We start from the raw sequence: 23026 nt of genomic DNA on the forward strand, positions 1-23026 counted from the left end.
TGGGATACAATGAACATTCGCATTACTGATGAAGCAAAAGCAGCTATACATAGATTAGAACTTGAAGATAAAAAGATCGTTCGCATTAGAGGAACAATGACGAACTCTTGTAGTATTTTCGTTGATGTCGATTTAATTTGGGATACATATAACGCAGATGATGTTGTATATGAAGATGCAGAGCTTATCGTACAAATGGATTCATTCACGAAAGACTACACTGGTGATACGGTGAAACTTGATTATAAGACGACAGGTTTTAGTATTACGACTCCGAGTGAGACTTTGGTTTATGGATTGTCGATTAAAAAATAAAAATTGTTTTCATTTGACCACCGAGGTGAAAAAATGGGTAAATATGTTCCGTTAAAATTTTTATTTAATGAAGAATTAGCAGAAAAAATAGCTGATTCTATTTGTAAACACGATCCTTATTTCTCTAAAAACATCTTTGTAGATTCTGTAGCTTGTAAAGTTGAAAATTTAGAGTTAAAACAGCGTATTGAAGTAATTGCAGATGAATTACACAATGCTTTACAAAAAGATTTTAATGCCGCAATACATATATTACTGAAGACATTAGGACCAGAAAATACAACAGAAGTAGGCACATTTACAAATGGATATATGTATATGCCTCTTGCAAAATACGTTGAAAAATATGGGCTTAACGATTTTAAAATCTCGTTCAATGCAATGTATGAAATAACGAAAAGGAATACTGCTGAATATGCCATTCGGCCTTTTCTTCAAACATATCATGAAGATACACTAGACATATTGCAACAGTGGATTCATGACGAAAACAGCCACATTAGAAGATTAGTTTCTGAAGGTACAAGACCAAGGCTTCCTTGGGCTAAAAAAATAGGAGCTCTAAAAGGTGATTTTAAGTACAATTTACAACTTCTTGAACCATTAATGAATGACCCTTCTAAATATGTTCAAAAATCTGTAGCCAATCATATTAACGATATTACGAAAGAAGATAAAGAACTCGTTTTTCAATGGTTACAGCAATTACGTGATAAACAGCATCCTATTAATCCTTGGATTATAAAACATGGACTAAGAACAGTAATAAAAAGTGGTACTTTACCAAAAAATTTTTCTTTTTAAGTATTTTAAACAAAACCGCTTATGCTTCAAAAATGAAGCATAAGCGGTTTTCCTTTTGAATACAGAAATAACAAACATAAAAAGTACTTTAAATTTCTTCTTTATATCATTATTTTACTAACTCTTCTATGTTATTACTTTCCTTAATTTTTTCGGATGATAGCCAGAGTGAATAACTTGTTCCATCCTTGTTCCTTAAATATATGTTAAATTCCTTATTATATAGTTCTTCTTTAAGAATAGTGACTACCTTTCTCAAATCATCTATTACATATGGATCATTTCTATATTTTATCTCACTGTCATTGAAAACTAATGTCAATTCATACTCTAGACAATTGCCGTCTTTCGGGTGTGGACAAGTAATATCCTCAATTTCAAAACGATCATTTTGAATTTCATTTAACCTTACGCCTACTTTTGTTTCAGTTTGAACCAAATATGTCCAATAACCGCTTACTGTGTTTTTCATTGTTAAAAGCAGTTCTTCTTTCGTTATAGCTTTTTGCACATTTTGAAAAGGCAAGCCTATAGATTCACCATTATAATCCTCAATTTCAAGTGTTGTTATCTTTCTATTACTCTTCTGAATGAATTGGATTAGAGCATATAAACGATCTAATTCTTTTGATTCAAATTGACTGTAATCAATCTTGTCACTCGTTTTTAAAGTTAATAATAACGTATCCGTTGGTTTCTCCTCTATATCATCATCCACTATATATTGAAAAACATTTTTATTTTCAGGTTCCACGTAACCTAATTTTTTAATTTCTTCTAGCATTGGTTTAAATTTCTTATATTCCTCATATGTTTTTTTTCCGTATTGATATTCATCACCTTTTATTCTTGAATATAAGAAGCCATCTACCTCTACTCTAAATTGAATATTTTTGTTATTTTTTGCTTGAACAGTATGATATGTATGCCCCATATTCCCTTCGTTTATAGCACCCCAATGTGTTACAATCACATCAATTCCGTGCTTTTTTTTCACATATTTTTTCACCTGATCGTCATCTTTATAATTACACCCACTTAAACATAAGAAATATAAGAAACATAACAATACTAACATTACATTTTTCATTCTTTTCATATAGCACCTTGCCCTCTTTTCGCATAAACAAAATATTCCATATATAAAGAATACTAAATCGCTGAATGTTTTCAAAGAATTAAAATATTTTTACACTCGGTTTATATATCTATTTCTTTTATTAATGGCTCTAATAAGTTTTAATATTGATAATCGAATATAATAAAAAGAAACCTAAATTTAAGGTTTCCCATTTTTACCAACAATTTAAATTTTAATAGATATTTTTTAGCCAAGTAATAATTCGTAGTACCTGAAACGACTCAAACCAAGTAATGAAAAACAGGAGAACAAAGAAAGAGATAAGTGATATAAATTTTAATCTTCCATCTTCACGTCTAGCAATCGCTATAATACTCAGAACCACTCCAATTAAAAAAGAAATATACCCTAATAGGATAATAGGCTCAGAATAGCTATCTATTATCCTATTTAATCCAAATAATAACATTCCAAAAGTCATCAATATTATTGAAAATACACTAAATTTTTTCATAATTCAACCTCCAATATAATTTTACTATTTTATGGAGAGAATAATTTTTTTATGCGTATGGATGAACAATTACACTATAAAATTAGATAACTCAATTTATTTTTTCATTAAACAACTGCCTTCTTTTATACCCTCAAAGGATTCCCACTCGATTATCCCGAATATATAAATTACTATTCTCATAAGGAGCGAATGTATATGAATCTATTCGAACATGAAACGTAAAACCGCTTCTCTTTCATAAGAGGTCCTCCCGTTCTCCTTTCTCATCATATCATTCATTAAAAAATAGGAGGACATAATTATGAAACGTGATCCATTATTTTTAACTTTATTAGAAAGCGCCAATACAAATTTTAGTGGCTGGGATTTTTCTTTCATTTCAGAAACGGGTCGAATGAAGAGCGAGCCATTATCGTGGTCATACGGCAGCATTGCTTTCCTGCTTATGCAACGTGCAAAGTCAATGCTCGATATGGGTACTGGCGGCGGAGAGTTTTTATCTATGTTACAACCTTTCCCGTCAACTATTTATGCGACTGAGGGTTATGCTCCAAATGTGCCAATTGCTCGGAAGAAATTAGAGCCTTTAGGAGTTACAGTCGTCGAAGTGATTAATGATACTGTATTACCATTTCAAGATGGGCAGTTTGATTTCATTATAAATCAACATGAATCCTATGCTGCCTCTGAGGTAAAACGAATTCTTTCTCCACATGGCGTTTTTCTTACACAACAAGTTGGTGGTCTTGATTGCGCGGTACTGAATGAGCAGTTCGGCTCACCACTAAATAGCGAATTTGCAAGTTGGTCGCTTGAAGCGGCATGTAGTGAGTTAGAGGAAAATGGATTTACTATCTTAGATGCAAAAGAAGAATTCCCTTTCCAACGCTTTTATGATATTGGCGCTATTGTCTATTATTTAAAAGCGATTCCGTGGCAAATTCCTGATTTTACTGTCGAAAGGTATTATAAGGAACTATATCGTATACATGAAATCATCTTGCAAAAAGGATATTTTGATGTGAAGCAACATCGATTTATCATTAAGGCGATTCGTGACTAACGGAAAAGAGGTGGCAAAGCCACCTCCTTTTTTGTTCCGTTTACATATATTCTCTACTCTTTCATAATAAGAAAAGTTATATCATCCCACTTCTTATCTAATTGTAAAGTAGTCTTTTCAATCCTAGCCCCTGTTAACAGATCATATCCTTCAATCTCAGCTACCAATTGTTTCGTTTTACTCTTTGGATTCATATCTTTGTATAAGATGTATAACTTATTACCATGTACTTGTATATCAGAAATCCCTTTGTCCTCTCTAGTAATTTTTGTATTTTTGTCACTTTGTAATGAATATGTACGTATGATGTTCAAGTTCTCATCTAGCTCTTTCACTTTTTCATCATTATTTAAAATATACACCTTATCTTCAATCACCTGCACTAGAACAGGTATGAATTGCTTTTCGTCTAATATTGTTTCTTTTTCTACTACTCTAGTCTTTGTATTTACCATAATTAATTTAGGTGGTAACTTTTGATTTACATTATCACTTAGTACGAACAATAATTTATCTTTATACTTTTGAAAAATTATTTTTTGAGCAGTTGGTGCAAAATACACATTTTCATTAGGAATTTCAAATTCGTTTGTTTTTTTATTTGTGACCAAATCTATTTCTGAAATATATACTTTGTCTAGCGTTTGTGAAAATGCGTATATATGATTCTCAATAATATGTGCACCTTGAATCGTTCCCTTTAGTTCTACACTCTCTTGCCTTTTGTCACTATCTTTCCAATATACAAGTTCACTTGTATATCCCTTCTTTTCGTCTACCAATCCAATATTCACATCATAATATACATATCCTTGTTCTGCATGGATGAAATATGCCCCTGCGTTTACATCTTGTAATTCTTTAGGTCTATTAATCCCTTGTACCTTGCCTGTCTTATTTATTGCATAATGATTGTTATTTCTATTTGATGAAAAGTAGTATCCCTTTTCATCTTTTGCATTGCTCATCATACTTTGACCATCTACTTCCATCTTACTAATCGTATTTCCTTTCTTATCATATGCATATATGTAACCACCATCTTTCATTGCATTTGAATAGGATACTAGATAGTCCGCTTGTTGAATGTTTTTAAGTTCTTTACCACTATTAACATTTTTAGAACAACCTACAAAAAGAAACATTGTACATATTATAACTTTGACTAAGGAAATATATTTCTTTAGCATGTAATCACCTCACATATATAGTGAAAGCAATCGACAAATAAATGCCGATTGCTCTATAAAATATAGTTTATCAATTAGAATAGAAAATAGTAGTATTTGATGATTTTACTAATTCCATAGGTGTAACAACAGTATCCCAAGTAACATTATCAATATCAATACCCTGATTTTTCCAAGAACGCCATGCCAATTGAGAACAATAAAACTTATCCGTTCTATTTTTATCGAAGAATGACCAATTATACCCTTTTCTAATTTGCCCCTGAGCATATGAAGCTGCATTTAAATATTTTGTATTGTTAGCTCCCTTCACCCATAGACCATAAACTTTAGAACGGCCTTTCCATGTATTAGGGTAATATTGGACTCCATCTTTACCAGTTGGGCTCCAACTTTTTGCAAATGATTCTATTGTACGACTACTATCTTTTGATACGATCGCTGTGTGTCCTACACCGATAGAAGAACTTCCAGAATTAATTTCATAACTAACTAAAACATCCCCTTTTGTACCTAAAGCAGATCCTGCTAACGCAACAAGACCATTTAATTCATTTTTACTATATGCAGGATCATCAATTTTAGAATACAGTTCTTTCGCTTCTTCTGGATGTGTTGTTTTTAACTCATCAATCTCTTTCAAATCGTTTTCCGCTTTAATTTTCGCATCTTTTTCGAAAAACTCTTTTCCTTCTTTAGAAATTTCAACAAATTGTTTTACCTGTTCCAACGTCATGCCACTATCTTTCATCATCTGAATCTCATACTCTACTGACTTCGGCTGAATAACTTCCGTTTCAGCCCCATACGCAGTTTCAGCTACAATGCCTCCCCCAGCTAGTATTCCGCCTACTAATAACAACGGTACTATTTTTTTCTTTGCGACTTTCATCATAACAACTCCCATCCCTTGTGATAAGCGCTTTCTCCTATATTTTTAAGTGCGCCTTCATATTACAGTAAAAAATGGTAAAAATATACTATTAGTTTTTTTCTCAAGAATTGTCAGGAAAACCAATCAATTTAATAATTTTTATATAAAAATACAAATTTCATACTTTACTGTAAAGCAACACTACACTATTAAGAAATATTATATAGAATACTAAATAAAAAAAAGAGTGCTTTTCTTCAAAGCACTCTTCCAAAGTAATTTACCACTCTTTACGTTCATCACAATCACAATCACAGTCACGATCATGGTTATGTCTACGACGACATTTATCACAATCGCAATCACGGTTACGTTTACAACGACATTCATCACAGTCTCTATGTCCGCATCTGCAAAACATTAAATCATCCCAAAATCTATTACAATTTCGAAAGCGTTTGAAATTACTATTACATCCCATAACTATAATTCCCCCCTCTTTTTAATAAGACTCATCTTATTCTATGTTTAAAAGTCAATAACAGCTTGTTTACTAGTCTATTTTTTCTACCCATCTTCCCTTAACAACAAATCAGACGCTAACCATGTAAAGGTTGCGCCTACAATCATCATTAATATTATTTTAATCAAAATAAAAACGGCGCTTTAATTTCGCCCATTTCTTTTATACTTTTGATAATAGCTTGAGTCATAACTTTCCCTTCACCATTAAATTCAACTGTATCACCCTTATCCAAAAAATTAGCTGATACTACATTCTTGTTTCCTACTACTTTCACTTTCCTCCAAAATAAAAAGCACCCTCCCTGGGTACTATGTAATTGCTAATTATATTGTAATTCAAATACGGTACATGAAGTTTCATACTTCTTTCAGCTACCTAATATTGTTAAATTTATCTTCATTACATACTTTATTAAATAGTTAGAAGAAGAGCAAAAGCCCTTCTCCGTATACACAACGTGAATTGCAATTAAATTAACTTATTAAAACTAGCCCAAAAACGCAATCGCATTTTTCGTTTTTCTAGCAAATGCAATAGGATCTTCTACCGATTCCCAGTGAACATATATTAAATGAGGATTATCATCTAGCCAATGATTGTGAAATGCCGATACTTTAAAGCCAAATCTCAGAAGTTGTGAGATTAGTTGATCAGTCTGATCTTGAGTCGTTGCCGTTTCACCTAAACAAAGTGCAACTTCGGATGGATCGAGGGATTCGAACGAAAAAAGTTGATGTCCCACAAGAGGTGAATTTGCAGGTCTTCCAAAGATAGTCGCTCCAAAATTCACATTCCGCATAACAAAACATACAGGCCCTGGTTCAATTTCACCGTCACCACCTAGCGTAGCAGTAAATTCATCACATAATGCTTGAAATTCTGGAGATACTACAGGTGGTGGCAAATCTGGTGGTAATACTGGACCTAAGAAATCAATAGATTCTCTTGATTTTCTCGCAAATGCAATAGGATCATCTATCGATTCCCAGTGAATATAAAATAAACGGGGATTTTCATTTATCCAGTGATTGTGCAAACCTGATACGATAATACCGCGATTACGAAGATTAGAAAGGACTTGTTCAACCTGATTTTCAAAAGCTGCAGTTTCCCCTAAACAAAGTGCATTTCCTGATTCATCAAGAGATTCAAACGAAAAAAATTGATAATTCACCAAAGGCGAATTTGATTTTCTTCCTAATACTGTTTCATCAAATATTCTAGTTCGAGTTACAGTACATACAGGTCCTGGATCAATTGAATGATCAGTACCACCTAGAATATCAAAAAATCGTTGACATAGATTTTCAAATGCTGGATCTACTTGTTGGTTTTCTATTTCCATAGTATATTCCTCCTAAAATTTTATAGGATTATCTTCCTAAAATTGCAAAAGACAATATATTCTATGCTAGCAATCTAATAACTGCTTAGACAATTGTGAAAGATTAATAGAGAACCATAGCAAATTATTCAATGTACAAACTATATTTTAAATTATGTTACACAATAAAGTTATAGACATATAATAAGGGGCACGTTAAACATGTCTTTTTCTCAGTTAAATAATGAGAGCAATCAACATATAAATGTCGATTGCTCTATTAAAATATTCTCTACTAGATTATAAGATTGATTGTTTTCGCATTCTTTCTATTGAGAAATGAGTTGTTTTTCATATCGCTTGTTCGCATCATCTTCTGTCAAACATGCAGTTGTGTAATGAATAATATTCCGGTTATCATACGTAAACATATGTTCTAACTTATTTTCTTCTGTTAATACTGTCGGTAAGTATTTTGGTAAATTGCTAACTACACCTCTATTATCACCATCTAATATCCAATCAATTTCTTTCCATTCTAATAATCCTTCAGCCGTACGTAATGGTGTATTCATTTACATTCCATCTGGCAAATCAGCAACGAACACATACATTCCTTCACTAGCCTGGGGCTCATCTTTACCTTTAAAAACAACAGTCCCTTTATACATTACACTTGAAAGTTCTATACCCGTTTCCTCAAACGTTTCTCTAATTATTCCTTCGTATGGCGTTTCATTCTCTTCTATTTTTCCTCCAACACCATTCCACATCCCCATATTCGGCTTTTTATTTCTATTTAATAGCAGTATTTTATCGCTTTTTCTAATAAAGCAAATTGTGTATTTGTACATACGATCATTTCCTTTCATTTTCCACATGAGTTATTTGGCTTATTTTCAAGTAAAAACACTCGCCTTACAATTCCTTACTACATAATATATAGTACAACTTTCATGCGTAAGCACTTTACGTCAAACGAGAGAATCCTTTTTAGAAAGGAGAATTTAAAATCGATACTATAAGCAATGAATTTCTAAACCAATATTACAACAGCCTCGTATGGTTAAACGATACACACTGGTTCGGGGTTCCAATCTGTAAACTTCCCTCTGATCTCTTTTTGTATCAAGAAATCATTTATGAATTAAAGCCCGATTTAATTATTGAATGCGGGACTTTTCACGGTGGTAGTGCACTGTATTTAGCTTCTATGTTAGATTTAATTGGAAAAGGTCACGTACTTACTATCGATATAACTCCGCAGCCAAATCGGCCATCACATAATCGGATTACGTATTTAACAGCATCTTCTGTTTCTGTGCAGGCCATCCAAACAATAGTAAGCATGCGCAAACCTGATGATGTGATTTTAGTTATTTTAGATTCTGATCATAGTAAAGAACATGTATCCAAAGAACTCTTACTATATAAATCTATCGTCACTACTGGCAGTTATATAATTGTAGAAGATACCTCCATTAATGGAAATCCGCTTCTTCCCGATTGGGGTCCTGGCCCGATGGAAGCTGTGAAAGAGTTTTTAACTAAAAACAATAACTTCATAATCGACGAGTCTAAACATAAATTTTTCATATCATTTAATCCAAAAGGTTTTTTAAAGAAAATAAAGTGAAACTTTAATAAGTGGGGTTTTGCTCATCCCCCACTTATTCTATCATTTTCATTTTTGAAAAAGGATAATATACAAATTCCACCTTGCCTATTATGTTATCTTCTTCAATATATCCTAAGCCATTTCGACTATCTCTACTTACTTCGCGGTTATCTCCCATTACAAATAACTTATTTGGCGGAATTTTTGTCTTTTGAAAATTATAAAACACTTGTGTGTTGTTAAATAAATCTTTGTTTGTATATGGTTCTTCTTGCTTTTTATCGTTTACATATACCTTTCCGTTCGTTATGTTAATTACATCACCAGGAAGCCCTATTACACGTTTCACATAATATTTCGATTCATCCTCTTCTTTTATAATGACAATTTCTCCATGTTGTAAATTAGAAAGACGTACTACCGCTTTATTTACAAATACGTAGTCTTCTTCATATAAAGTCGGCTGCATCGATTCCCCTTCCACCTTACATAAAGTAAAAGAATGGTAGCCTATGACTATCACCAATATAAATAGTATGTACTTTCCCCAGCCTCTCTTAATCTCCTTTTTCATATCCATTCCCACCTTATAAAGCGCTTTTTAACTCAAAAAATATATCACTGCACAATATGTTTCCATGCAGTGATACTATTTTTACTGTGCCTTGTTCGGTTGTTCTACTGGAATTGAATTTGTATTTGATCTATTTGTTTTTAATTCAAAATACGCATCCAAAATCTCTTTACCAATCGCAGAATTAATTCCTGATTTATCATCATTCACCCATGGTACAACAACTGAAAAAGCTACTTCCGGATCAGCATCATATGGTGCATAACCGGCAAGAGTTAAATTATAACATTTTTTTCGGTTGTTGTTCTCATCTCTTCCAATATCACTTTCTCCACCATATACTGTCTCAGCTGTTCCTGTTTTTCCCGCTGGTTTATATGGTAGACCTTTAAACGTTCCGGTACCTGTTCCGTCAGCTTCTTGAAAAACTCTTCTAAATCCTTCTTTTACATGATTAATGTACGAAGTGTCCATATCCACTCGATTTAATACAACTGGTTCAATCGACCGAACGACTTTTCCTACATCCTCTGGTCTATTCGGTTGCTCTCTCACTTCCTGTACAATTTGTGGTTTCATTCGGTAACCGCCATTTGCAATTGTGGAAATATATTGTGCAAGCTGAAGCGGCGTATATGTATCATACTGTCCAATCGCGTAATCAAGTAAAAATCCGGGTATGTTATCAGTTCTACCTACTTGACCAATTGATTCATTTGGCAGGTCAATACCAGTCGACACACCTAGGCCAAATTGTCTAAAATAGTAGCGCATTTTATTAAATGTTTCTTGTTTAATGTCTAATGGATTGTTTGGGACATAATTAATGCCTGCCATTTTTAAAGCCGTATTAAACATATAAACGTTCGATGACACTTGCAAAGCTCTTAAATCATCAATATCCCCAAATTCTTTCCACGATTTCTTCGGCTTAGAACTTCCTTTAAAATACATTGGCGCATCAAAGAAATGTGTATACGGCTTAATCGCTTCTGTTTGATATCCAGTTAATAAAGTAGCCCCTTTTACAGTTGACCCTAACTCATAAGAACTTGTCATCGTTCCTAATGCATAATCTTCTATTTGCATACCGCCATCTTTATTTACAATTTTCTTTCCTGCCATTGATAAAATTTGACCGTTTTTCGGATTCATCATTACTACGAACGCACGATCCATCATCGGCTCTGCAGCATGAAAGGCTCGTAAATTCTTTTCAAGGCTTCCCTCTACTCTTTTCTGTAAATCCATATCGACTGTTAACATCAAGTTATTTCCACTTTTTCCTTCAGTCACTTTTTCTGTTCGAACAATCTTCCCTGCTTTATCCATAATATTTTTAGACTGTTCCTTCGTTCCATGTAGTGCATCTTCATATTGTTTTTCAATGTAACTTTTACCAATACGGTCGTTTCGATTATAATCACGAACTAAATAATAATCTAAGTGTTCTCTTGGCAACCCTTCATTTTCATTAGAAACGCTACCTAGTATAGAGCGCAGTATTTTATCATTTGGGTATTCACGTTCCCAATCTACTGTCGTATCTACCCCTGGTAAGCTTGCCAACCTTTCACTAACGACAGCATATTCATTTTGACTTACATCTTTTTTAACGATTTGCGGCGTCATTTTATATCCCGCATTCATTTTGCTTTTAATTACTAATACTTCTATATCTTCCTTTGAAAGCTCATTCAATTCTTCTTGTGTAATTCTTTCCCGGCGCAGTTCTTCTACTTTTTTATCTAACTCTTTTCCTTCTATTTCTTGCTTTCTAAATTTACTCTCATCTTCTTTCGTTACTTTCGCCGCTGCCCGTTTTTCATTTAACTGCATCCAAAAATCTTTCTTATCTGTCTCTGTTAACTTATCCATGTCCTCTTGCGACATTTCAATTAGCTTGGCTAAATCTCTTGCTACTTGTAAAACTTCTTTCGAGTCTACTCCTCTCATTTTCGTATATGTAACGGTTCGTAATGGTTTATTATTTACAATAACATGACCTTGCCGATCAAACATTTTCCCTCTAGGAACGGGAGTGCTTACCGTTACATCTTCCTTTTTATTTACTTCATTTCTATACGTTTCTCCATCAATGATTTGTACTTTACCTAATTGAATTATAATAGCTGAAAATAAAAGAAAGACAATAAAAAATAGTACATTTAACCGAAATGGAATATGAGTCTTTTTCTTTTTCGATTGTTTTTTCTGCTCCTTTTTCTGTCTCATTTCGCTCCCTCGCTTCATTCTATTAACATTTCTACGCAAAATCATTATGTATCAAATTTATTTATATGATATATATAGAATTTTATATTAATTATAAAAGAAATAAAAGATTTAATTTTCAGTTTTTTGTTTTTACATCCTATTTATTACCATTCCCTTAATGCACAATAACATGAATATTATTCTAAAAGAAAAATGGGCAAATTGATTTTTATAAATTATAGAGATGTTGTTACTACATTATCAAAATGTTTTCATATGGCTTAAAACAGTGATTACTCAAATAAAAAACTGAGGCAGATACCTCAGTTTTTTCGATAACTTATTTCATTGAAGATAACCCTTCAACAAACTCACCAATCTTATTTTGAAAAACAAAATCAAAGTTATATTCCTGTCCTGTTAACTCTTCATTTACTAAAATAGTTGTTGCTCCTACTTCCCTCTTTGCGATTTCCGGGAATGAAGCGACAGGTTGTACTTTTAATGACGTTCCCATAACGAGAAGTACACCTGTTTCATATAAACGTTTCATCGCATTTTGATATTGCGGCAGTGTATCTCCGTATAAAACAACATCTGGATTTAAAATGAAATTACACTTCTCACAACGCGGTACTTCATGATCAATCATATACTGTAAATCATAGCCTGATTTACATTTTGGACAATGTGCTGTTTGAAGTGTTCCATGTAAATCAATGACATGCTTACTGCCACCTAATTGATGTAAACCGTCAATATTTTGCGTTAAAATCGTAATATCTTTCCCTTGTTCTTCTAGCTCAGCTAAAAAGCGATGGCCACGATTTGGTTTATATTGATGGAACGTATTAATTTGAAAGATTTCTTTATAATGCTTCCAAAATTCTTTCGGACTTCGGTTATAGTACCCTCTTGATAAGTACATCTCCACATTCGCATCAGCATACAATCCATTTGCTGAACGAAAATCTGGAATACCACTTTCCGTACTTGCACCAGCGCCTGTTAATACTGTAATTTTCTTCGCTTTTTCTAAAATTGAACGTACTTCTTCAAATTGTTGCACAAAAATCACCTCTATGTATTTTCCTATTCTTATTATACCAGTTGTTTACAGGAGGTGTTGTACAATTCATTTTACTTAATGCGTTGCGCCCCCAACCTCTACAATATCTACTTTAACTGTCGTCGTTACTTCGATTGCCAATTCTATCCCCTTACGAATAGTAGAAAGTGACATACTCGGTTGCCCTGGATAATTACTCGCTTGTTCTGGTAAAAACGGAATATGAATAAATCCGCCTTTTATTTTCTTATCATGTTTCTCTAGTTCATGCATAAGTCCATAGAATAAGTGATTACAAACGAATGTGCCTGCCGTCTGTGAAACAGATGACGGTATACCCTCTTCGCGAAGTTTTTTTACGATTGCTTTCATCGGAAGTGTAGACCAATACGCAATCGCTCCTTCTTCTACAACCGGTACATCTACCGGCTGATTCCCTTCATTGTCAGCGATTCTTGCATCATCAATATTAATTGCGATACGTTCTATCGTAATATCTGGTCTGCCCCCAGCTTGTCCAATGCATATAATAATTTCCGGCGCTAGTTCTTCTATATACTCTTTTAATACGCTTATTGATTTATGAAATACAGTTGGTACTTGTTTGCTTATTATCTTGTATTCTCCAATTGTTTTTTCATGCAAACCTTTTGCTACTTCCCAAGCTGGATTGATATTTTCTCCGCCAAACGGATCAAACCCTGTTAATAATACTGTTTTCATAGTTTTCTCCTCCTAATTAGAAACGATATACAAGGCCGTACATAATAAACATATTAATAATGAAAATGGAAAGAGCAATTGGTACTTGCGCTTTAATAACCGCATTTTTATCCTTTAGCTCTAAAAGCATCGCAGGTACGATATTAAAGTTTGCTGCCATTGGTGTAAGCAGCGTTCCGCAATATCCAGCAAACATACCGAGCGCTGCCATAATTGCTGGGTTTCCGCCGTGCATTTGAACTATTAAAGGTAATCCAATTCCGCCAGTAATAACAGCAAACGCTGCGAATGCATTTCCCATTACGACTGTAAATAGCATCATGCCTAAACAGTACGCCATAACGGCAACGAACGGATACTCTGTCGGTAGCACTTGTCCGACTAAGTCTGAAACAACTTGTCCAACGCCAGACTTCGCGAATATACCGCCAAGTGCTGCTAACATTTGTGGTAAAATTACAGCCCAGCCAACAGCTTGTAATAGCCTGCTTCCTTCTTGTACAGGTGTTGTTATTTTTGATTTTGTAATACGCATCGCCGCAACAAATGCGAGTAATGCACCAAACGCTAGTGCAACTAATGTTACTTTATCTGGATCAACAAGAGAGACATTTCCCCATTTAATTTTCCCTAAGGTCAACGTACCGATAATTGTAAAAATAGGAATTAATAGTGCAGGCATAAAAATTTTATTTTTTAATTTCTCAGCATGTTTCACACGTTCTTGTACTGGAACTTCTTTTTCCTCTGATTTTGTTACTTTATTTAGCGAGGCTAAAACGACCATAGCGAGCACGATACAGCCAACGTAAAACGAAGGAATTACATTTCCAAATAAAAATGTAACTGCAAACAATGCCCAAAATAAACTAGAACCGAATCTGTTTGGATGTTTACGATCGAATGCGATACGAACAGCGATAAAAGCAACGATTATCCCTAATACATAATAGATTGTATCCATTGTGATGATGTTCATATTAGATTGCCTCCTTCTCTTCTTTTCCTTCTGCCTTCATTGTTTTCTCTATATATTTATCAAACCTTCTAAATCTAATCCAGCTTACAATAAGTGCAGATATTGCTGTCGGAATGCCCCAAAGTGCCATATCCCATACACCGACATGCATACCTACTGAATCGAAGAATCCTTTCATTAATAAAATAGCACCAGTTGCGATGAAAATATCTTCTCCGAAAAACCAAGCTGTATTTTCCGCAGCCGCTGCGTTTGCTTTAATCTTTTCTCTTAATTTTTCAGGAAGTTTACCGTATTTACCTTGCGCGGCCCCTTCTGCCATCGGTGCAACGAGCGGCCTTACTGTTTGCGCATGCCCACCAATATTAAGCCCTAGTGCTGCTGATGATTCTCTTATCGTAAAATATGACATTAATACTCTTCCAGTTGTTGCTCCTTTTGATTTCGTTATAAGTGCTTCGGCTCTTTCTTTTAAACCGTAACGCTCTAAAATTCCGATTACCGGTAAAGTTAATATAATTGGCATAGACATATATCTATTCTCTATGAAAAATTTACCGAACATGCTAATCACATCATAAAAACTTAATCCTGAAACCATACCAGTAACAATACCTGCAACCATAACTACTAAAAGTGTATTTAATCTAAATAAAAAGCCCACTGCAACAAGTAGTATTCCGATTAATTTAATCATTTCTAGCACTTCCCCCTATTTTTTATTTCGGTGCACAAATAGAAATACTATTGAGTTTGAATGTTCTGTATATTCTTTCTGCAAATTGTACAGCTTTCTCTCCATCACCATGTAAACAGATCGTCTGCGCCTGAACTGCTACTTTCTCACCATTCACCGAATTTACATAGCCTTCTTTCACCATTTGAAGTACTTGCTTTATCGCTTCGTCTTCATCTTTTATAAGCGCATTTTCTTCTGTACGGCTCGTTAATGTACCATCTTGTTTATATGTACGATCCGCAAAAGCCTCTTGTACAAGAGTTACTTTGTATTTTTCTGCAGCCTGTATAAACGCCCCGCTATTTGCTAATCCATAAAGTAATAGACTTGGATTTATATGATAAATTGCCTTTGCAATTGCATCTGCAATTTCCGGATTAGTTGCCGCCATATTATATAGAGCTCCGTGCGGTTTCACATGATGCATCTTCCCTCCAGCCACTTTTACAAACCCTTCTAATGCGCCGATTTGATATAAAACATAATCGTATACTTCACTTGCTGAAACATTCATGTTTCTTCTACCGAATCCAATTAAATCAGGAAATCCAGGATGCGCCCCTATTGCTACGTTATGCTCCAAAGCTTTTTCAACAGTTTGACGCATAACAGACGGATCACCCGCATGAAAACCACAAGCAACGTTTATAGAGGAAACGAACGGAAGAATTTCATCATCATTCCCCATTTTATAAGCGCCAAAACTCTCTCCTAAATCACAGTTTAAATCGATTGTCTTCACATTATTTCCCTCCTAATTTCAGCTTCGTAAAGCAATGAATTTCTTTAATAGATTCATATTTACTTCTTGTTCTATGTACAATTGTTCCGCTTCTTCAAGCGTAATTTTCTCAAAAGAAACATATTCCCCCGGCTTTAGCTGGGCAAGAAGAGGTAAATCTACTGAAATGATATTTCCCATTCTCGGATAGCCACCTGTCGTTTGCCTATCTGCCATTAATATAATCGGCTGTCCACCATTAGGAACTTGAATGGTTCCAAATGTAACAGGACTCGATAAAATCTCTTTTTCTTCCATCCTATTTAATACTTCTCCCTCAACCCTATAGCCCATACGGTCAGCATAATTAGATACCTTATACTCTTTCGTAAAAAATGCCTTTCTACTTTCTTCTGTAAATTGATCATATTCAAAGTCAGCTATGACACGAAGCTTAGGATGTTTCTTATACTTTGGTAGTATGCTGTTGCTAATTGCCCATTTCGTTTTTATACGCTCATCTTTTTGTAAGTCTTGAATGAAACGATTCGCCATTTCTGGTTGTGCACCAATTTGGAAGTAGTCACCCTTTTTCAGCATTCTTCCTTCTATACCACCAATCGCAGCACGTATGTACGTACTTTTACTTCCCATTGTACGCTCAATATGTATTCCACCCGCAAAGGTCACATACGCTCTGCAACCACTTTTCACTTTTCCAAAACAAAGCATACTACCTTCTTCCGCTAAAATTGGACGCCATAAGGGGATACGTTCTCCATTCAATAACGGTTCCATATCTGCTCCGCCAATCGCAAGTAAAGTCGTTTTCTTTATTAACAATTTAGGTCCCATAATCGTCATTTCGAGTCCCGCTTCATTCTCTTCATTACCAACTAACATATTGATCATCCGAAGTGCACTTTGATCCATCCCCCCGCCAACTGGCACACCGTATTGTTGATAATGAGATCGCCCTAAATCTTGGACTGTTGTAAACATTCCCGCATGCAAAACCTCTACATCCATTTTTTAGCCCCCTCAAGCGATACGTACTCTTCCTTCGTTATTGGAATAAATCGTAAATACATACCACTTTGAATATATGTTGGTATTTCTTCTTCCGGATTAAATAATGAAATAGGAGTTCGGCCGATAATATTCCATCCTCCTGGTGTTTCAAGCGGATATATACCTGTTTGATTTCCGCCAATACCTACCGAACCAGGAGAGATTTGTAACCGTGGTGTTTCTTTTCTAGGTGTTTCTAATTCTTTTGAAAGTCCTCCTAAATACGGGAACCCTGGTGTAAAACCTAGCATATATACAAAATATGTAGTTTCACTATGTATTCGAATCACATCTTCTACTTGTAAACCGTGATAATGCGCGACTTCTTCTAAATCTGGTCCATATTCTCCCCCGTAACAAACGGGTATAGAGATATGTTTCACATCCTGTTTTACTTCTTCTTTATAAGAATCACACAGCTCCTTTATATACTGGCGAACGTAATCATGTGACCTTTCACTTCTCTCATTTCGCTTCCATACTTCGTATACATTGTAGTAAACAGCTAATGAAGTAAACGACGGAACGCACTCTATCATTCCTGCAAACGGATGTTGCTGCAGTGCTTGAAATAACCGCTGTACTTTCTCATATATATCCCTCTTAATTTCTTCACCAAATGTAACAATAATTGCTTGATCCCCTAACGCAGAAAATTTCATCCTACTCCCTCTTTCTATGCCAAAAAGCCGAGTTCTTTCGAAATGCGATGCGCTGTTTCTTTCACCTTCGCAATAAAATATGAAATGTTACTTTCGTTGTACTCAATTGCTAATCCCGAAATACTAATGCCTGCTACAACCGTTCCATCGCTCGCGAAAATGGGTGCTGCTATCGCGGCTGTATGATTTTCTAACTCAGAATAACTAATGGTGTAGCCTTCCTTTTTTGCCATTTGCAACACTTCTAACAATTGTTTCTTATCCACGATTGTTCCATCTGCAAACTGTTTTAAATCCACTTCCTCTATGTATCTCCGTTTCTCTTCCTCAGAGAAATACGATAGTAAAATTCTTGGACATGCGCCAGCATAAAGCGGTGCTCTTCTTCCAACCGCCGTATACACGCGTACCGGCTGAACACCTTCCATTTTTTCAACATAAATTGCGTCATTTCCATCCTGAATTATTAAATTAACTGCCTGTCCTAAACTATCACTAAGTTCTTTCATATAAGGAATTGCTATATTTCTTACTGATAATCGGTGTGAAACAAGTTGACCGAACCGTAAAAATACGACCCCTAAACGATATTTCCCCTTTTCGTTTTTTTGTAAAAACTCCATCTCTTCCAACGAACCAATTAAACGATAAACAGATGTTTTCGGCATATTTGTAAGCTGAACCATCTCAGTTAAACTTAGCTCTTCATGCTCATAAAACAACTCTAAAATATCCATTGTCTTAACTGCCGTTTTATTTATACTCATTCTATCTCCCTTTCGTTCCGAATTACGGAACTTAAATTCCGTTTTTCGAAACAAACATATAATTTAAAATTATAAAATATTCTTTCAATTCAATCAATAGATTTTAAGCAAATAAAAAAGTATGGAAGAATATCTCTCCCATACTTCACCACACTTTATAACGCTCTTACTTGTTCCAACGGCCAGAAAACAGCTTGTCCTTTTCCGACAATTTCATCTTCTGAAATAAAGCCAAACATGCGACCATCCTTAGAAACTTCACGATTATCCCCTAAAACAAATACTTGGCCTTCTGGCACTTTCGTTTTCCCAGTGATTTGTTCTAACGTAAAGTCTGGAGTTAATACACGGCCTACTGCTTTTTCTTTAAACTGTTTTAAATATGGTTCTTCCATCGCTTTTCCGTTTACATATAAAACATCATTTTTATACTCAACTGTATCGCCTGGCAAACCAATTACTCGTTTTACTAAATCGTATCCTTCTTTCCCGTGGAAGACGATAATATCAAAGCGATCTAATCCACTTATACTATAACCAATCTTATTCACGAGAACTCTTTCGTTATTTTTTAAAGTGGGCATCATTGATTCACCTTGTACTAAAGAAGGTGTAAATAAAACACCGCGAATAATAGCAATTAATACAAGGGTAAAACCTATCGTTTTAGCCCAAGAGAATAATTCTTTCTTCGTATTTTCCTTCATCGTTTCTCCTCTTTCTTAAGCACTTATTTTATTATTTCAACTAATTCTTGTACTAAATTAGGATCTATTTCAGAAAAACATGATTTTCCTTCTCTTACCGCTGTACCGACATGCGCCTGCGTGATTCCAGTTTCATCTAGCAATCGCTTTATATTTTCTTTCGTCACGCCAGCTCCAGCTACAAGCTGAATTTGACCATCACTTACCTTTTGCATTTCTGTAAGCACCGGAATATTCTCTACTATATTTCCTTGTCCACCTGAAGTTAAAACGTGAGTCACTTTATGAAACTTCTTTAAAGTGCTCATCGCTTCTACTGGATTTTTTATATCATCTATCGCACGGTGGTACGTTACATTTATTCCATCTACAACAGATAGTAAATCCGCTAATTTCTCTTCATCCACTTCATTTCGTTCGTTTAATACGCCTAATACTACCCCAGCTGCTCCTAACTTCTGTGCAACTATAATATCTTCTTTCATCATTTCAATTTCTTCTTCCGTATATGTAAAAGACTTCGCATGCGGACGAATCATAACATGAATTGGTATACTTACCACTTCTACCGCTTTTTTTATAAAAGCATAACTCGGTGTTAAACCACCTTCTGTATAAGATGAAATTAATTCAATCCGCTTCCCGCCAGCACTTTCAATTCGTTTTACATCTTCTAAACATGTTGCAATAACCTCTAGCATGAGATGACCTCTTTTCGTGCTTTTTTCTTATTATAACATTAGTAAAAATAAGAAGCCTAGCTTTCTCCTTTAAAACTTAAAAAAGAAGAATGAAAAGAAAGATTTTTTTATTGGCAATAATTATTTGGGACATCCTATTATTCATGTACACTCCTACCATAATGAAAAAAACCGTCATTTTGACGGACTTTTCTAATTTCAAACTTTTCTTTCCTCAGTTTTCATATCAATGCCTAATTGATCTTCCAATAACTTTACACCTTTCTTTGTAAGATGGACAGCTCGGTTCTTATCCGTTTTCGTAATCCATCCCTGTTCAAAAAACAGTTTTGCAATTGCAGACCCTAACCAACCAGAAATATGGTAACGCCGTTCACTCCAATCAAGGCAAGGTTTTGCAAATACCCTCCTTTTTGTATCTGCCTCATCAACATTTATTCCAAAATTCAGAAACCATTTCTTACCTTGTTCCGTTACAATGTATTCTCCACCCTCTAAAATTATAAATTGCCTATCTAGTAATTTTTCAGTTATCTCTACACCGAGTTTGCCTGCAAGATGATCATAACAAGTTCGAGCATAACGAATTTGTTTTAGTTGGGTTGATTGTTTTAAAGAGCGAACTTGAACTGTTGGTGCAATTGTCCCTAACTTTTCAAGCACTTCGGCAACTTCTTGATTAGCAAGTCGATAGTAACGATGTCTACCATGTTGTTCAACTGTAAGTAAATTCCCTTCTACTAATTTAGAAAGATGCGAACTAATTGTTGGATGTGACACTTTTGCCATATAAGCCAATTCACTAGCAGGTAGTGCCTGATTATTCATTAGACAATCTAAGATGATTGCTCTTGTAGGTTCAGCAATTAGTTTAGCTATATATGAGATATTCGGATATACATTCATATTTCGATGATACCCTAACTATTAAATTGATACAATTATTTTAAGTTTAATAGTAAAGGAGAATGTATTATGAATGCAATTGATCTTAGTATATTAAATTTAAAAGAAACGAGAAGGCGCTCAGAAAAATTATGGAATTCTCTTCCCGATAATTTTCTTAATTGGAAGCCTGATCCTGAGGCTATGTCCTTTGGTGAAATGATTCGTCACGTATGGAGCTCAACTTTTTACTATCATATGATTATAAAAAACAACGGCTCAATAAACGACATACGTACCCCGTATGATGACGAGCCAATTACTTGTGTAAAAAAAGAAATTGAATTAGCACAATCATGTTTTGCCGATTTCATAGAATATGTTCAATCAATAAACATAGCAGAGCTAGATACAAGACTTATTGATCGAAGCGATGTTGGCTATCAACGATATTTAGGCGATATGCTATTACGAATTGCCTATCATGATGCGGTCCATGCAGGTCAATTTTTACAATATTTACGAATGGTAAACTTAGAAAGGCCATTAATTTGGGATTAAATACGAAAAATGTTTATACAGCCTCCAAACTGGCATTACAATAAGAATTTTTCAACAAGACACAATCAAAAAAACATGATAATCATTTATATTAAAAACCTACATCTCAACCAAGTGCTTCATACATATAAAAAGCATGGGTTTGATTAGTAATCAAACCCATGCTTTAAAAACTATGACCGAAACGCCGCATCCGCAAGCATAGATAGTGTTGCATCATCCATCGGCGGATTATGCAGTCCTGCTCTGACATTTAAATAGTAACGATGGAGCGGATTTTTTTCTGATAGACTTTTTGCTCCTACGATGCGCATTGATTTATCCACTATGGATATCGCCGCATTTGTTACGGCGTATTTCACTGCCGCTAATTCTGCTTGCAGTGACAGTTTATCTTCTGCCTCATCGTATTTTTTCGCAATTTGATATAAAAAGACGCGAGCTTGCATAAGCTCGAGTTCTAATTCTCCAACTAATCTTCTAACATTCGGTAATAAACTAATAGAATGGTTTAAACTATTTGGTTTGTATGATCCCGCAAACTGAACTGCATAATTTCTTGCTGATTGTGCAATTCCTAAATAACATGCTGGTATATGTAGCAACCAGCCAATACCCTTTTGTTTCACTTTCCCGCCTTTTATATCCGTAAAAAAGCGGTTGTCTATCTCTACATTTTGTAAGACAAGGTCGTGGCTAGCAGTCCCTCGCATTGCAACGCTATCCCACGTTTCTTCAATAGATACACCGAGTGTATTTCTCGGAATAACAAACTCACCAACTTCTTCACGGCCTTCCATACTTGCTGAAATAATAAAATAATCAAGTACTGGCGCCATCGTTGTAAAAGTTTTTCTTCCATTTATAACCCACTTCTCGCCTTGTTGAACCGCTATTGTTTCTGGTTTGCCGCCACGCGTCGGACTCCCTGTTTTCGGTTCTGTTGCTGCCCTGTTAAAGAGCGCACCATTACGTACTTCTTCGCAAAACCATTTGAGCATCTCATCATTCCAAGAGCGATTTTCCGCTAGCTCCTTCACAATGCCAAGATGCCAGCCAATCGATAATGCAGTAGCTCCACAGCCTTCCGCGATTTTCTCTTGAAATAAAACGAAGTCATATAAAGAAATGGCACTACCACCAAATTCCTTCGGTAACGTTAATTTCGTATATCCGATATCTTTCAAATCATTTATATTTTCATACGGAAATGATCCTAATTCACTTAACTGATGCTCCCTTTCCATGAACTTCGGAATCAATTTATTTATTTTCTCAATAATTAAAGACTGTTCTTCTGTTTCAACAAATGAGAGTGCCATACTATAATCTCCTTTA

General features: G+C 34.8%; 26 protein-coding genes and 1 pseudogene. 5 read left to right on the forward strand and 22 right to left on the reverse strand.

Annotated elements, in window-relative coordinates; all coding sequences use genetic code 11:
* The first annotated feature begins 9 nt into the window (after positions 1-9).
* Both DN399_RS15005 and DN399_RS15010 read left to right on the forward strand, forming a co-directional pair.
* Entirely contained in the window at positions 10-315 is a 306-nt protein-coding gene (locus tag DN399_RS15005; RefSeq protein ID WP_001026167.1) for an iron-sulfur cluster biosynthesis family protein, read from the forward strand.
* A 33-nt stretch (positions 316-348) separates the two neighbouring features.
* Positions 349-1119 (forward strand): DNA alkylation repair protein, encoded by a 771-nt coding sequence (locus DN399_RS15010; protein WP_006926041.1) that lies wholly within the window; start codon positions 349-351, stop codon positions 1117-1119.
* Positions 1120-1228: 109 nt separating this feature from the next.
* Here the strand turns inward: DN399_RS15010 and DN399_RS15015 are convergent, their stop codons facing one another.
* Together DN399_RS15015 and DN399_RS15020 are read right to left on the reverse strand one after the other, a co-directional pair.
* A complete protein-coding gene (locus tag DN399_RS15015; protein ID WP_006926043.1) occupies positions 1229-2218 on the reverse strand; it encodes a hypothetical protein in 990 nt (329 codons plus the stop codon).
* 214 nt (positions 2219-2432) lie between these two features.
* Entirely contained in the window at positions 2433-2714 is a 282-nt protein-coding gene (locus tag DN399_RS15020) for a hypothetical protein (protein ID WP_000714725.1), read from the reverse strand.
* A 304-nt stretch (positions 2715-3018) separates the two neighbouring features.
* Here DN399_RS15020 and DN399_RS15025 point away from each other — a divergent pair, with 304 nt between their 5' ends.
* A complete protein-coding gene (locus tag DN399_RS15025) occupies positions 3019-3780 on the forward strand; it encodes a class I SAM-dependent methyltransferase (protein ID WP_063245361.1) in 762 nt (253 codons plus the stop codon).
* 53 nt (positions 3781-3833) lie between these two features.
* On the opposite strand, the gene DN399_RS15030 is transcribed toward DN399_RS15025, so the two are convergent.
* The 6 genes and pseudogenes from DN399_RS15030 to DN399_RS15050 form a co-directional block, all read right to left on the reverse strand.
* Positions 3834-4970 carry a hypothetical protein gene (locus DN399_RS15030; protein WP_049108144.1) on the reverse strand — a complete coding sequence of 379 codons (1137 nt, stop codon included), beginning with the start codon at positions 4968-4970 and terminating at the stop codon, positions 3834-3836.
* 70 nt (positions 4971-5040) lie between these two features.
* Positions 5041-5862 (reverse strand): septation ring formation regulator EzrA, encoded by an 822-nt coding sequence (locus tag DN399_RS15035; RefSeq protein ID WP_149149749.1) that lies wholly within the window; start codon positions 5860-5862, stop codon positions 5041-5043.
* 262 nt (positions 5863-6124) lie between these two features.
* On the reverse strand, positions 6125-6325 hold the full coding sequence (locus DN399_RS28425; protein ID WP_149149750.1) for a hypothetical protein: 201 nt from the start codon (positions 6323-6325) through the stop codon (positions 6125-6127).
* Positions 6326-6491: 166 nt separating this feature from the next.
* Positions 6492-6644, reverse strand: a complete 153-nt coding sequence (locus DN399_RS28115; RefSeq protein ID WP_158251731.1) for a hypothetical protein — start codon at positions 6642-6644, stop codon at positions 6492-6494.
* A 213-nt stretch (positions 6645-6857) separates the two neighbouring features.
* The gene (locus tag DN399_RS15045) at positions 6858-7715 is read right to left on the reverse strand and encodes a DUF1259 domain-containing protein (RefSeq protein ID WP_061686999.1); all 858 of its coding nucleotides are present in this window, start codon (positions 7713-7715) and stop codon (positions 6858-6860) included.
* Positions 7716-8023: 308 nt separating this feature from the next.
* Positions 8024-8548, reverse strand: a pseudogene (locus DN399_RS15050) (NUDIX hydrolase).
* A gap of 158 nt (positions 8549-8706) precedes the next feature.
* Between DN399_RS15050 and DN399_RS15060 the strand changes: the two are divergent.
* Entirely contained in the window at positions 8707-9330 is a 624-nt protein-coding gene (locus DN399_RS15060; protein WP_080353321.1) for a cephalosporin hydroxylase family protein, read from the forward strand.
* A gap of 34 nt (positions 9331-9364) precedes the next feature.
* On the opposite strand, the gene lepB (DN399_RS15065) is transcribed toward DN399_RS15060, so the two are convergent.
* The 13 genes from lepB (DN399_RS15065) to DN399_RS15125 form a co-directional block, all read right to left on the reverse strand.
* Complete coding sequence (gene lepB, locus DN399_RS15065; protein ID WP_002094069.1) at positions 9365-9886, reverse strand: signal peptidase I; 522 nt, start codon at positions 9884-9886, stop codon at positions 9365-9367.
* A gap of 81 nt (positions 9887-9967) precedes the next feature.
* Positions 9968-12121 (reverse strand): peptidoglycan D,D-transpeptidase FtsI family protein, encoded by a 2154-nt coding sequence (locus tag DN399_RS15070; protein WP_001249188.1) that lies wholly within the window; start codon positions 12119-12121, stop codon positions 9968-9970.
* A 322-nt stretch (positions 12122-12443) separates the two neighbouring features.
* Entirely contained in the window at positions 12444-13181 is a 738-nt protein-coding gene (locus DN399_RS15075; protein ID WP_074554685.1) for an NAD-dependent protein deacylase, read from the reverse strand.
* Positions 13182-13247: 66 nt separating this feature from the next.
* Entirely contained in the window at positions 13248-13895 is a 648-nt protein-coding gene (gene pcp, locus DN399_RS15080; protein WP_000859708.1) for a pyroglutamyl-peptidase I, read from the reverse strand.
* 16 nt (positions 13896-13911) lie between these two features.
* Positions 13912-14874 (reverse strand): DUF979 domain-containing protein, encoded by a 963-nt coding sequence (locus DN399_RS15085; protein WP_001021677.1) that lies wholly within the window; start codon positions 14872-14874, stop codon positions 13912-13914.
* A 1-nt stretch (position 14875) separates the two neighbouring features.
* On the reverse strand, positions 14876-15571 hold the full coding sequence (locus DN399_RS15090; RefSeq protein ID WP_000593392.1) for a DUF969 domain-containing protein: 696 nt from the start codon (positions 15569-15571) through the stop codon (positions 14876-14878).
* A gap of 22 nt (positions 15572-15593) precedes the next feature.
* Positions 15594-16355, reverse strand: a complete 762-nt coding sequence (gene pxpA, locus DN399_RS15095) for a 5-oxoprolinase subunit PxpA (protein ID WP_044307430.1) — start codon at positions 16353-16355, stop codon at positions 15594-15596.
* Positions 16356-16373: 18 nt separating this feature from the next.
* Entirely contained in the window at positions 16374-17363 is a 990-nt protein-coding gene (locus tag DN399_RS15100) for a 5-oxoprolinase subunit C family protein (protein ID WP_149149751.1), read from the reverse strand.
* Positions 17354-18067 carry a 5-oxoprolinase subunit PxpB gene (gene pxpB, locus DN399_RS15105; protein WP_000672284.1) on the reverse strand — a complete coding sequence of 238 codons (714 nt, stop codon included), beginning with the start codon at positions 18065-18067 and terminating at the stop codon, positions 17354-17356. The genes DN399_RS15100 and pxpB overlap by 10 nt, the downstream gene beginning before the upstream one ends.
* A gap of 14 nt (positions 18068-18081) precedes the next feature.
* The gene (locus DN399_RS15110; protein WP_000026363.1) at positions 18082-18834 is read right to left on the reverse strand and encodes an IclR family transcriptional regulator; all 753 of its coding nucleotides are present in this window, start codon (positions 18832-18834) and stop codon (positions 18082-18084) included.
* Positions 18835-18989: 155 nt separating this feature from the next.
* Positions 18990-19541, reverse strand: coding sequence for a signal peptidase I (gene lepB, locus DN399_RS15115; protein ID WP_000662501.1), 552 nt, complete (start codon positions 19539-19541; stop codon positions 18990-18992).
* A 23-nt stretch (positions 19542-19564) separates the two neighbouring features.
* A complete protein-coding gene (locus DN399_RS15120) occupies positions 19565-20242 on the reverse strand; it encodes a copper homeostasis protein CutC (RefSeq protein ID WP_000895119.1) in 678 nt (225 codons plus the stop codon).
* 198 nt (positions 20243-20440) lie between these two features.
* Positions 20441-21148 (reverse strand): ArsR/SmtB family transcription factor, encoded by a 708-nt coding sequence (locus DN399_RS15125; protein ID WP_001103816.1) that lies wholly within the window; start codon positions 21146-21148, stop codon positions 20441-20443.
* A gap of 69 nt (positions 21149-21217) precedes the next feature.
* Here DN399_RS15125 and DN399_RS15130 point away from each other — a divergent pair, with 69 nt between their 5' ends.
* Positions 21218-21688, forward strand: coding sequence for a DinB family protein (locus DN399_RS15130; RefSeq protein WP_149149752.1), 471 nt, complete (start codon positions 21218-21220; stop codon positions 21686-21688).
* A gap of 173 nt (positions 21689-21861) precedes the next feature.
* Here DN399_RS15130 and DN399_RS15135 read toward each other — a convergent pair whose 3' ends face one another.
* Complete coding sequence (locus DN399_RS15135; RefSeq protein ID WP_149149753.1) at positions 21862-23010, reverse strand: acyl-CoA dehydrogenase family protein; 1149 nt, start codon at positions 23008-23010, stop codon at positions 21862-21864.
* Positions 23011-23026: the final 16 nt, after the last annotated feature.

The organism is Bacillus sp. AR4-2 (assembly GCF_008274865.1).
In the GTDB taxonomy this organism is placed as follows: domain Bacteria; phylum Bacillota; class Bacilli; order Bacillales; family Bacillaceae_G; genus Bacillus_A; species Bacillus_A cereus.

Excerpts from the sequence above, each read along its gene's own strand:
- DN399_RS15005 (WP_001026167.1), top strand. The coding sequence starts at position 10 with ATGAACATTCGCATTACTGATGAAGCAAAAGCAGCTATACATAGATTA.
- DN399_RS15010 (WP_006926041.1), top strand. The coding sequence starts at position 349 with ATGGGTAAATATGTTCCGTTAAAATTTTTATTTAATGAAGAATTAGCA.
- DN399_RS15015 (WP_006926043.1), bottom strand. The coding sequence starts at position 2,218 with ATGAAAAGAATGAAAAATGTAATGTTAGTATTGTTATGTTTCTTATAT.
- DN399_RS15020 (WP_000714725.1), bottom strand. The coding sequence starts at position 2,714 with ATGAAAAAATTTAGTGTATTTTCAATAATATTGATGACTTTTGGAATG.
- DN399_RS15025 (WP_063245361.1), top strand. The coding sequence starts at position 3,019 with ATGAAACGTGATCCATTATTTTTAACTTTATTAGAAAGCGCCAATACA.
- DN399_RS15030 (WP_049108144.1), bottom strand. The coding sequence starts at position 4,970 with ATGCTAAAGAAATATATTTCCTTAGTCAAAGTTATAATATGTACAATG.
- DN399_RS15035 (WP_149149749.1), bottom strand. The coding sequence starts at position 5,862 with ATGAAAGTCGCAAAGAAAAAAATAGTACCGTTGTTATTAGTAGGCGGA.
- DN399_RS28425 (WP_149149750.1), bottom strand. The coding sequence starts at position 6,325 with ATGGGATGTAATAGTAATTTCAAACGCTTTCGAAATTGTAATAGATTT.
- DN399_RS15045 (WP_061686999.1), bottom strand. The coding sequence starts at position 7,715 with ATGGAAATAGAAAACCAACAAGTAGATCCAGCATTTGAAAATCTATGT.
- lepB (WP_002094069.1), bottom strand. The coding sequence starts at position 9,886 with ATGAAAAAGGAGATTAAGAGAGGCTGGGGAAAGTACATACTATTTATA.
- DN399_RS15070 (WP_001249188.1), bottom strand. The coding sequence starts at position 12,121 with ATGAGACAGAAAAAGGAGCAGAAAAAACAATCGAAAAAGAAAAAGACT.
- pcp (WP_000859708.1), bottom strand. The coding sequence starts at position 13,895 with ATGAAAACAGTATTATTAACAGGGTTTGATCCGTTTGGCGGAGAAAAT.
- DN399_RS15085 (WP_001021677.1), bottom strand. The coding sequence starts at position 14,874 with ATGAACATCATCACAATGGATACAATCTATTATGTATTAGGGATAATC.
- DN399_RS15090 (WP_000593392.1), bottom strand. The coding sequence starts at position 15,571 with ATGATTAAATTAATCGGAATACTACTTGTTGCAGTGGGCTTTTTATTT.
- DN399_RS15100 (WP_149149751.1), bottom strand. The coding sequence starts at position 17,363 with ATGGATGTAGAGGTTTTGCATGCGGGAATGTTTACAACAGTCCAAGAT.
- pxpB (WP_000672284.1), bottom strand. The coding sequence starts at position 18,067 with ATGAAATTTTCTGCGTTAGGGGATCAAGCAATTATTGTTACATTTGGT.
- DN399_RS15110 (WP_000026363.1), bottom strand. The coding sequence starts at position 18,834 with ATGAGTATAAATAAAACGGCAGTTAAGACAATGGATATTTTAGAGTTG.
- lepB (WP_000662501.1), bottom strand. The coding sequence starts at position 19,541 with ATGAAGGAAAATACGAAGAAAGAATTATTCTCTTGGGCTAAAACGATA.
- DN399_RS15120 (WP_000895119.1), bottom strand. The coding sequence starts at position 20,242 with ATGCTAGAGGTTATTGCAACATGTTTAGAAGATGTAAAACGAATTGAA.
- DN399_RS15125 (WP_001103816.1), bottom strand. The coding sequence starts at position 21,148 with ATGAATGTATATCCGAATATCTCATATATAGCTAAACTAATTGCTGAA.
- DN399_RS15130 (WP_149149752.1), top strand. The coding sequence starts at position 21,218 with ATGAATGCAATTGATCTTAGTATATTAAATTTAAAAGAAACGAGAAGG.
- DN399_RS15135 (WP_149149753.1), bottom strand. The coding sequence starts at position 23,010 with ATGGCACTCTCATTTGTTGAAACAGAAGAACAGTCTTTAATTATTGAG.